Below are 9,754 nucleotides of genomic sequence, written 5' to 3'. Positions count from 1 at the left end.
AGGCCCAGGAACCCGTGAGGCGGACAGCACCGCCGTCGACGCCCTTCGCGCCCTGCACGAAGTCGCTCGTGATCTCGGCATCCGAGACCGTTCCGGCGACCCAGGCCGGGATCCCGGCGGCTTCGCTCGCGGCCACGACGGCTTCCGCGTCATCGGCTGCGACGACCGCGAACATCCCGATGCCGAGATTCCACGTCCCTTCCGTGTCGGCGATGGAGAAGCCACCGAGCTCCGCGAGGCTGCCGAATACCTCAGGAACGGCCCAGGATCGTTCGATCTCGACGCTGAGTCCCTTCGGCAGAACGCGCGCGAGGTTGGCAGCGATGCCGCCTCCCGTAACGTGCGAGAGCGCGTGGATGCCGAGCCCGTCCGCCAGCATCGCCACGAGCGGCGACGTGTACAGTCTGGTCGGCTCGAGCAGCACCTCCGCGGCCACGCCACCCAGTTCGTCGACGCGGTCGAGCAGATCGATGCCTCGATCGGAGAGCACGCGACGCACGAGTGAGAACCCGTTCGAGTGCAGTCCGCTCGCAGCCATCGCCACGACGGTGTCACCCGCACCGACGCGTTCCGGGCCGAGCAGGGCATCCGCCTCCACGATGCCGACAGCAGCGCCCGCAACGTCATACTCGTCCTCACCCATGAGGCCAGGGTGCTCGGCGGTCTCGCCACCGACGAGCGCGGTGCCGGTCGCTTCGCAGCCCTCCGCGATGCCTCGCACAATGTCGGCGATGCGTTCCGGCACGACCTTGCCGCAGGCGATGTAGTCGGTCATGAACAGCGGTTTCGCACCCGTCACGATGATGTCGTCGACGACCATGCCGACGAGATCCTGACCGATGGTGTCGTGCTTGTCGAGGGCCATCGCGAGCGCGATCTTCGTGCCCACGCCGTCGGTGGATGTCGCAAGCAGCGGCTTGCGGAAGCTGCCGGCAGCGCTCAGGTCGAACATCCCGGCGAATCCGCCGACCCCGCCGACCACGCCCGACGTGTGCGTGCGAGCGACCGCAGCCTTCATGAGTTCAACCGCACGGTCTCCGGCCTCCGTGTCGACACCGGCCGCGGCATAGGGGTTCGTCATACAGCAAGGCTACCTTCGACGTAACACTGCCGCGACGCACGTCAGCGTTCATCTACTCTGAACTGGTAGCGCGTTCGCCACCCTTACGCACGCGGTCGAAATGTCGGAGCAGACGCATAGGAGCCCCATGAAGGCACTCACAACAGCCGGTCGACCCGGACTCACACTCCAAGATGTGCCGGAACCGGATACGCCGACCGGCCACGTCAAAGTCAGGGTGCTGCGAGCGGGCATCTGCGGAACCGACCTGCACATCCATCACTGGGATGCCTGGGCCGAGGGCGCCGTCACACCCGGCATCACCGTCGGCCACGAGTTCTGCGGCGAAATCGTCGAACTTGGCCAGGGCGTCGAGGGGCTCTCGGTCGGCGATCTGATGAGCGCGGAGGGTCACATCGTCTGCGGCCAGTGTCGCAACTGCCGGGCGGGGCGCCGGCACCTCTGCATCAACACCTCGAACCTCGGAGTGGGCCGAAACGGCGGCTTCGCCGAATTCGTCACCGTGCCCGCGAGCAACGCGTGGGTGCACCAGGGGAAGTCTCTCGCGAACGTCACCGGAGCCGAACTCGACGTGTTCGGCATCTACGATCCGCTCGGCAACGCGGTGCACACGGCGCTCAAGTTTCCGCTCGTCGGCGAAGACGTCGTCATCACCGGGGCAGGGCCCATCGGGCTGATGGCCGCGGCCGTCGTGCGGATGGTCGGCGCACGGAACGTCCTGCTCACCGACATCGCGCCGCACCGGCTCGAACTCGCTCGGTCGATGGGGTTCACTGCAATCGACCCGCGCGAACGCAGCATCCGCGACACGCAGACAGACTTCGGGATGCGCGAAGGCTTCGACGTCGCACTCGAGATGTCGGGAGCACCCGCTGCGCTCCCCGAACTCGTCGACAACATGAATGCAGGGGGCCGCATCGCCATGCTCGGCCTCCCGTCCAGCGACATCTCGATCGACTGGGGCGGCGTGGTCAGCCGCATGCTGACCATCCAGGGCATCTACGGCAGGGAGATGTACGAGACCTGGTACGCGATGACCCAGCTGATCGCCAGCGGGCTCGACGTCTCACCCGTCATTACGCATCGTTTCGCGTTCGACGACTGGGAGGACGCATTCGCGACCGCCGAGAGCGGTGCCGCTTCGAAGGTGATCCTCGACTTCGAGTGATCCGACGCCCCGAGTCACCCATGCCCTCTCCAACTCCATTGGGGGCGAAAAACTTCGAAACATGACCGTCATGTTTCGAAGTTTTTCGCACCCTCTGGGATCGGTGGGGCGGGGTGGCACAAGATAGCCTCGAATGTGTTCAACGAGGAGACCCCTTCGTACAAGAGGAGAGCACGTGTATTCCATCCGGCAGCAGCTGCAAGAAGAACTCGACCAGATCGAGACGGACGGGCTCACCAAACATGAACGCCCCATCGCCGGCCCCCAGGGGGCGCTCGTCACGACCGACGGCACCGAGGTGCTGAATTTCTGCGCGAACAACTATCTCGGTCTCGCCGATGACGATCGCGTAACAGCCGCGGCTCGCGATGCACTCAACACATGGGGCTTCGGGATGGCCTCCGTACGGTTCATCTGCGGCACACAGGATCAGCACCTCGAGCTGGAAACCCGCCTCTCGCGATTCCTGTCGCAGGAAGCGACTATCCTGTATTCGTCGTGCTACGACGCGAACGGCGGGCTCTTCGAGACGCTGCTCACGAAAGACGACGCCGTGATCTCCGACGCGCTCAACCATGCATCGATCATCGACGGCATCCGGCTCTCGAAGGCAGCCCGCTTCCGATACGCGAACCGCGACATGGTGGATCTGGAAGCGAAACTGCAGGAAGCTTCGGGTGCACGGCGACGACTCATCGTCACCGACGGCGTCTTCTCGATGGACGGCTACTTCGCTCCCCTGCAAGACATCTGCGACCTCGCCGACAAGTACGACGCGATGGTGATGGTCGACGATTCGCACGCCGTCGGCTTCGTCGGTGCAACGGGAGCCGGAACCCCAGAACGATTCGGCGTGCAGGACCGCGTCGACATCATCTCCGGCACACTCGGAAAAGCGCTCGGCGGCGCATCCGGCGGATATATCGCCGCGAAGAGCGAAATCGTCGAACTTCTGCGCCAGCGCTCGCGCCCCTACCTCTTCTCGAACGCGCTCGCACCGTCGGTAGTGGCCGGGTCGATTGCCGCACTCGATCTCGTCGAGAACGCCGGTGAGCTCCGTGGAAGACTCGAGCGCAATGCAGCGCGATTCCGCGAGGGGATGGCCGCCGCGAACTTCGATCTGCTGCCGGGCGAGCATCCGATCATCGCCGTCATGTTCGGGGATGCGCGCCTCGCTGCCGACGTGGCCGCAGCGATGCTCGACGAGGGCGTCTACGTCACGGCGTTCTCCTACCCGGTCGTCCCGAAGGGCGAAGCTCGCATCCGCGTGCAGCTCTCCGCCGCACACTCGGACGCCGACGTCGACGCAGCGGTTGCCGCGTTCGTCGCGGCTCGCGAGCGCGTTCAGCACTGACACCAGCCAAAACTCGGTCCATACGGCGGCTCAAGGCATTCGCTTGACTCGCGACATAGACCGAGAAATGGCCAGCCAAAGCAGCACAGCGCACAGGGAGCCGGGCGGCACGGCGGGATACGCGGGCCACTAGGCTTGATACGTCATAGGGGCTCGCTGCTGCAGCGCTTCCCTTCATCGGCTTTCCTCAGGGGGTCTATTCCGTGTGCGGCATTGTCGGCATCGCCTCGACGACGAACGTGAACCAGCAGGTCTACGACGCGCTGGGGCTGCTGCAGCACCGCGGCCAGGACTCCACGGGTATCGCGACGGTCGACGGCCCGCACATCCACATCCGCAAGGGTGAGGGCATGGTGCGCGAGGCATTCCGTACGCGCGATATGCGTTCGCTGCTCGGCACGACGGGCCTCGGCCACGTGCGGTACGCGACAAGGGGCGAGGCGCAGAACGAACTCGAGGCGCAGCCGTTCTATGTCAACGCCCCCTACGGCATCGTGCTCGTGCATAACGGCAACCTCACGAACACCCGCGAGCTCGAGGTCGAACTCGCGACACAGGACATGCGGCACACCAACACCGGTAGCGACACCGAAATGCTGCTCAATGTGCTCGGCTCGGAACTGCAGAAGCAGGTCTCCGGAGCGGGGCTCGATGCCGAGCAGGTCTTCACCGCCGTCAGCCGAGTGCACGAACGCGTGCGCGGTTCCTACGCCGTCATCGCGCTCATCGCCGGCCACGGGCTGCTCGCCTTCCGTGACCCCTACGGCATCCGCCCGCTCGTGCTCGGGCGCCGCGAGGGGCAGCGCGGCAGAACGGAGTGGATGGTTGCGAGCGAATCGGTCGCGCTGACGGCCAGCGGCTACGAACTCGTGCGAGACGTCGACCCCGGCGAAGCGATCATGATCGGTCTCGACGGCGAGCTGCAGGCGCGGCAGACGCACGCTTCGCCGACACTCGTGCCGTGCGCGTTCGAGTACGTGTATCTCGCCCGGCCCGACTCGGTCATGAACGGCATTAACGTGTACGAGTCGAGGCTCCGACTAGGCGAACGACTCGCCGACACGATCGAACAGTACACCCCCAGCGGCAACATCGACGTCGTCATGCCGATTCCCGACTCCAGCCGGCCGGCAGCCATGGAAGTCGCGCGCAAGCTCGGCATCGAGTACCGCGAGGGTTATTACAAGAACCGCTACGTCGGCCGCACCTTCATCATGCCCGGCCAAGAGCAGCGCAAGAAGAGCGTCCGCGAAAAGCTCAATGCGCTCGCGAGCGAGTTCGAGGGCAAGAACGTGCTCGTCGTCGACGACTCCATCGTTCGCGGCACCACGAGCCGTGAGATCGTCGAGATGACCCGCAACGTCGGAGCGAACTCCGTCACGTTCACCTCGGCCGCGCCTCCCGTTCGGTACCCGCACGTGTACGGCATCAACATGCCGAGCCGTAACGAACTGATCGGAGCCGGTCGCAGCATCCCGGAGATTCGCGAACAGCTCGACAGCGATCACCTCGTGTATCAGGAGGTCGACGACATGGTGCGGGGTATAACCGACGGTACGTCGCTCACCGAACTCGAAGCCAGTTGCTTCACCGGCGACTACATCACGGGTGATGTCAACGAGGAGTATCTCGCCTGGCTCGAGGCGACGCAGCTGTCGTAGCTGCCGACGTGCCTCGAGCCGTCCCGCAACGTCAGCTCTTCTCCAACTGCCCCGAGCCCTCCAGCAGCCGCCATGCCAACTTCTCGGTCACCTGGCGATGAGAAGCCTTCTTACCGGCGTGTCGTCGCCCAGCGACCGAGAAGTTGACGCGCACGGATGCAGGGCGCAAGGCAACAGGGAGCGGATGCAGGGCGATACCGCTGTCAGCCGGCGCTGACCGCTCGACGCAGATCGATCCAACAGGTGACGATAGCGACTCCCGCGGCAGGGAGCAGCACGACGTCGCGTACTTCCGCGACATCCGCGAGCAGTCCGCAGACGAGCGCCCCCAGCGCGAGCGTCGCCAGAACCGCGGGCAGCGCCGAGCGCGCGTAGATCGTGTCCTCCGCCGCGAGCTCAGGAGCCCTCGCAGCCGTCATTCTGATCGCCGCTGCCGTGAGAGCGGAAACGATCAGCACTGCCGCGAACCCGGCCACCGCGAACGAGCCGGGCCTGGCCACCATCAGCAGCAGCATCCCGGCAGCGAGCGGGCCAAGCAGCCATGCGCTGCGCGGATGCGCACCCGACTCGACGAGGGGGCGAACGAGGCCGAAACCGAGGCCGGCGCCGATCATGCCGAGCGCGCCCATGAGACCTACCGCGATCGCCTCTTCGTGAACAGCGGGCCAGGGCGCAGCGGGGCCGATGCTGGGCAGAATGATGATGAGCAATGCCGCCCAGCCGCCGAACGCTGCGGCGATCGTGACGCCCTGCAGTAGTTCGATGGGGTCGACGCCCGACCGCTTGCCGTTCAGGGCGACAGCGGGGATGCGCAGACTCGAGATCGCCCATCCGAGCGTGAGGAGTGCCGCCAGCGTCAGAGCCCAGACGACGTGGACCGAGGCGGCAGCGCCGGCGGACAACATCACGATTGCGAGTGCGAAGCCGCGCAGGATGGGCACCAGGATGCGCCCGGCACGGGTCGGCGCCTCCGGCGACCTGGCGGGTGCGCCGAGCACGAAACCGGCCGAGGCGATAACAGCGGCTATGGTCGACATGAAGGCGAGCGAGTCGAACGCGTCGATCCAGACGAGCACGGCGATGACTGCGAGCGCCATCGCGGAGCTCCATCCGCCTATGAGTGCATCGCGCCTCCTCAGCAGCCGCCCCAGCACGCAGCCGAGGAAGACGGCGGCGACCATGATGCCGACCATGATGGGCGATTCCGTCGCACCGACGGTGAAGTATGCGGTTACCGCGGATGCCCATCCTGCGGACCACAGCGCGCGCATCGTTCTACGACTTCGTCTCGGGGCCCGGAGGGCTGTCGACGTCCGCCTCGGCCGAGGGGGTTTCGCGATCTGCTTCGTCGTAGCGCACCGTGACGGATGTGCGTTCCGCCTCCGCGGACTCCGACTTGCGGCCGACGGTCGCGTCGAGAATCACCGCGATGAGGGCGCCGAGCCCAGCGCCGACGACGAATCCGATGACGATCGTGAAGCCGATGACGGGTGAGGTATCGATCATCGAACCGTCGGGCTGGAGCCCCGGCTCGACCATCGATGCGACAATCCCTCCTGCCAACGCGAGTGTCACAGCGCCGAGAGCCATGAAGACGCCGTAGCGTGGCGCGCGGCGTACGCGCACCGTGCGTTGCTCGGAGGTCTGCTCTTGCGTGGGCTCGTTGGGGTCTGTCACGTAACCATCTTCCCAGATGCGAGACCGTCTGCAGTGTCGGTCGACGCGCACCGCCCTGACGCAGGGTGTCTCGAGACCGGTCCCGTACGAATGTCCTGAAAACTCGTGGACACTCGTATGCTGATCATGCTCGTTGCATGCAATGAGCAGTTCCTTTGCAGATTTCCACAATGAGGTGATCATGGCTGCCAAAGCAACCGCTGAGCCCAAGAAGGGCGCCCCTCTGGCACGCGTCATGCGTCCAATCAACAACGTCGTCGAACGGTGGATTCCGTCGGCGCTCGTTTTCGCGATCATTCTGACCCTCGTGGTCGGTGTTCTCGGTATGACTATCGGTCATGCCGGGCCGATCGAGATCATTCAAGGATGGGGCGATGGTCTGGCAGGGCTACTCGCCTTCATGACTCAGATGGCGCTGATTCTGCTGCTGGGACATATGCTCGCGAATACCCGGCCAGTCCGGAGGCTCCTGCAGACAGTAGCGTCCTGGCCGAACACCGCACTGCAGGGTTACCTGCTCGTGTTCGTTGTCGCCGCATGCGCTTCACTCATCACGTGGGGTCTTGGGCTCGTCGTCGGTGGCTTGCTGGCGAAGGAAGTCGCTCAGTCGGGTCGTGAGCGCGGCGTTAAACTGCACTTCCCCATGCTCGTCGCCGCCGGTTTCTCCGGCTTCGTCGTATGGCACATGGGATACTCGGGCTCCGGCCCGCTGACCGCCGCGACTCCCGATTCCTTCATCGCGGAGCAGCTCGGCTACACCATCCCCATAACCGACACGATCTTCTCCTGGTGGAACATCACGGGCGCGCTCGCCACCATCGTCCTCGTAGCCCTGGCGCTCGCAGCGGTGGCTCCGCGCGGAAGCGACCGGATCGTGGAGCTTCCCGGAGGCGCAGGCTCCGAGAAGGCCGATGCGGACGAAGCGATCGAAACTCCCGCCGACCGTATCGATGCATCTCGCCTCCCGACGCTGATCGTCGGCCTGATGCTCGCCGCCTATCTTGTCGTCCACTACGTCAACGGTGGCCAGGCGACGCTCGACATCGTGAACTGGACCTTCCTCGCTCTGATTCTCATCATCGTGCGCAACCCGTTCGAGGTCATCAAACTCACGAAGAATGCAGCGGCCAACGTCGGAGAGATTCTGCTGCAGTTCCCGTTGTATGCGGGAATCATGGGCATGATGGCCGCGTCGGGCTTGATAGAGATTTTCTCGGACATGCTGGTCAGTATCGCCAACCCGACAACGTTCGGCCTGCTGGCGTTGCTCTCGGCGGGTATCGTCAACTTCTTCGTTCCTTCCGGCGGCGGGCAGTTCGCCGTTCAGGCCCCCATCATGCTGGACGCGTCGGAACGACTGGGCGTCGATCCTGAGATCGCGATCATGGCGGTCGCCTACGGTGACCAGTGGACCAACATGATCCAGCCGTTCTGGGCGATCCCGCTGCTCGCTATCGCGGGGTTGAAGATGCGCGACATCCTCGGTTACACGATGGTGACGCTCCTCGTTTCCGGTGTCGTATTCGGGGGTGTGCTTGTGATGGCTTCTTTGCTGTAACAACGGGCTCCACACAGCGATCGGGCGGTGCATTCGAGAGAGGAGTGCGCCGCCCGATCTGCTCGTGCGGTACTACTGGTTGCGCTGCAGGAGTTCTTCGACGGGCGCAGCGGATGAAATCGGTGCGGCGGGACTGATCTGACGGTTCCGGGACCGGAAGAGCGACTTCGTACTGAGGCTCGTCTTCGAGAGCGCGGAGGTCGACAGCGAGCTTCTCGTCAGCGCGGATCGGCGCTTGCTCGGAGCCGTGCGTTCGTTCGGCAAGACAGTCTCCATGCCCGCTTCGCGTGCTCGGGCGGCCAGCCGAGCTGCGGCCTCCGCTGCCGCGTCGGGCAGCTGCCGCAGGTTCTGCTGCGACTCGGCCATTTCACGCTGCGTTTGCAGGCGCTGACGCTGGCCACGCTGCTGACGTCGGGGCTGTTGGCGCTGCTGCGGTTGCTGAGGCTGGGGTTGTTGAGGCTGCTGGGTTTGACGCTGCGCCTGCTGCTGGTTGCCACCCCACTGCTGCGGTTGCTGTTGCGCCTGTTGGGGTTGCTGGCGTACCTGATTCGGCGTCGGCTGACCGGGAACATACCTGTTCACCAGGTCTCCGTAGCCCGCGTCGTTGGCTGCTTCGCGCATCTGCTGCATTCTCGGATCTTCGGCAACGCGCTGACGCAACTGGTCGAGCCGGCTCTGCCCTCCCTGGCTACCCTGCGCCGAACCGCCCTGTGTTGAACCGCCGGGGGCCGAACCGCCTGGGCTTCCCGATTGCACCTGGCGCTGTCGCTCCTGCACGCGACGCTGCGCCGCCTGCTGCGCCTCCATGGCGCGACGCTGATTGTCGCGCTGCTGCGCCTCGGCACGCTGCTGGGCCTCGTCGCGCGCCCGCCTGACGGCGTCCGACCCCTGCTCTGCAGCGTTCTTCGCGATGCGTCCAGCGGATGAGCGCACGGTCAGGATGCCGATGAGCAGCAGAATCGCTCCCAGCAGTCCGATCAGGAACTGCCCGCCCGTATAACGGATCGCGGCGTCGAACGCGACCCCGAATTCAGCACCGTAGCTGAGGGCCTCGAAGAAGATCCTGATGCCGCCGAAGAACTCCTCGAAGGTCGAAAACACCATGACACCCCCGATGAGCGCCATAACAACACCGATCAGGGCCCCGGGGTTCTTCTGCTTCACCGCCATGGGTACAGGGTAGCCGCGATTCGCCCTCCGCGCCCACCAACCGGCATCAAGGCCAGCGTCAGCTGCGGACGAGCGGTAGCCACGC

Annotated in this window: 7 protein-coding genes and 1 pseudogene; 4 read left to right on the top strand and 4 right to left on the bottom strand. The window is 65.2% G+C overall.

What is annotated here, in order from left to right; translation table 11 throughout:
* Positions 1–1,081 (bottom strand): phosphoribosylformylglycinamidine cyclo-ligase (gene purM, locus Q0O95_RS11840; protein WP_293698879.1); only part of this gene is annotated, 1,081 nt, incomplete at its 3' end.
* A gap of 127 nt (positions 1,082–1,208) precedes the next feature.
* On the opposite strand from purM, the gene tdh reads away from it, so the two are divergent.
* The 3 genes from tdh (at position 1,209) to purF (ending at position 5,264) form a co-directional block, all read left to right on the top strand.
* Positions 1,209–2,249 (top strand): L-threonine 3-dehydrogenase, encoded by a 1,041-nt coding sequence (gene tdh, locus Q0O95_RS11835; RefSeq protein WP_293698878.1) that lies wholly within the window; start codon positions 1,209–1,211, stop codon positions 2,247–2,249.
* A 175-nt stretch (positions 2,250–2,424) separates the two neighbouring features.
* Complete coding sequence (locus tag Q0O95_RS11830; protein WP_293698877.1) at positions 2,425–3,603, top strand: glycine C-acetyltransferase; 1,179 nt, start codon at positions 2,425–2,427, stop codon at positions 3,601–3,603.
* A 203-nt stretch (positions 3,604–3,806) separates the two neighbouring features.
* Complete coding sequence (purF, locus tag Q0O95_RS11825; protein ID WP_293698875.1) at positions 3,807–5,264, top strand: amidophosphoribosyltransferase; 1,458 nt, start codon at positions 3,807–3,809, stop codon at positions 5,262–5,264.
* A gap of 203 nt (positions 5,265–5,467) precedes the next feature.
* On the opposite strand, the gene Q0O95_RS11820 is transcribed toward purF, so the two are convergent.
* Together Q0O95_RS11820 and Q0O95_RS11815 are read right to left on the bottom strand one after the other, a co-directional pair.
* Positions 5,468–6,535 (bottom strand): hypothetical protein, encoded by a 1,068-nt coding sequence (locus Q0O95_RS11820; protein ID WP_293698874.1) that lies wholly within the window; start codon positions 6,533–6,535, stop codon positions 5,468–5,470.
* Between the two features lie 4 nt (positions 6,536–6,539).
* Positions 6,540–6,941, bottom strand: a complete 402-nt coding sequence (locus Q0O95_RS11815; RefSeq protein ID WP_293698872.1) for a hypothetical protein — start codon at positions 6,939–6,941, stop codon at positions 6,540–6,542.
* 181 nt (positions 6,942–7,122) lie between these two features.
* Here Q0O95_RS11815 and Q0O95_RS11810 point away from each other — a divergent pair, with 181 nt between their 5' ends.
* Entirely contained in the window at positions 7,123–8,499 is a 1,377-nt protein-coding gene (locus tag Q0O95_RS11810; RefSeq protein WP_293698870.1) for a TIGR00366 family protein, read from the top strand.
* Between the two features lie 72 nt (positions 8,500–8,571).
* On the opposite strand, the pseudogene Q0O95_RS11805 reads toward Q0O95_RS11810, so the two are convergent.
* Positions 8,572–9,754, bottom strand: a pseudogene (locus Q0O95_RS11805) (hypothetical protein); the annotation flags it as partial.

Source organism: uncultured Agrococcus sp. (genome assembly GCF_945915485.1).
GTDB lineage: Bacteria > Actinomycetota > Actinomycetes > Actinomycetales > Microbacteriaceae > Agrococcus.
Note: the sequence above shows the minus strand (reverse complement) of the source record. Positions and strands in the feature narration are given on the sequence as shown.

Bases quoted from the DNA above. Each gene is read 5' to 3' on its own strand.
- tdh (WP_293698878.1), top strand. From the start codon at position 1,209: ATGAAGGCACTCACAACAGCCGGTCGACCCGGACTCACACTCCAAGAT.
- Q0O95_RS11820 (WP_293698874.1), bottom strand. From the start codon at position 6,535: ATGCGCGCGCTGTGGTCCGCAGGATGGGCATCCGCGGTAACCGCATAC.
- Q0O95_RS11810 (WP_293698870.1), top strand. From the start codon at position 7,123: ATGGCTGCCAAAGCAACCGCTGAGCCCAAGAAGGGCGCCCCTCTGGCA.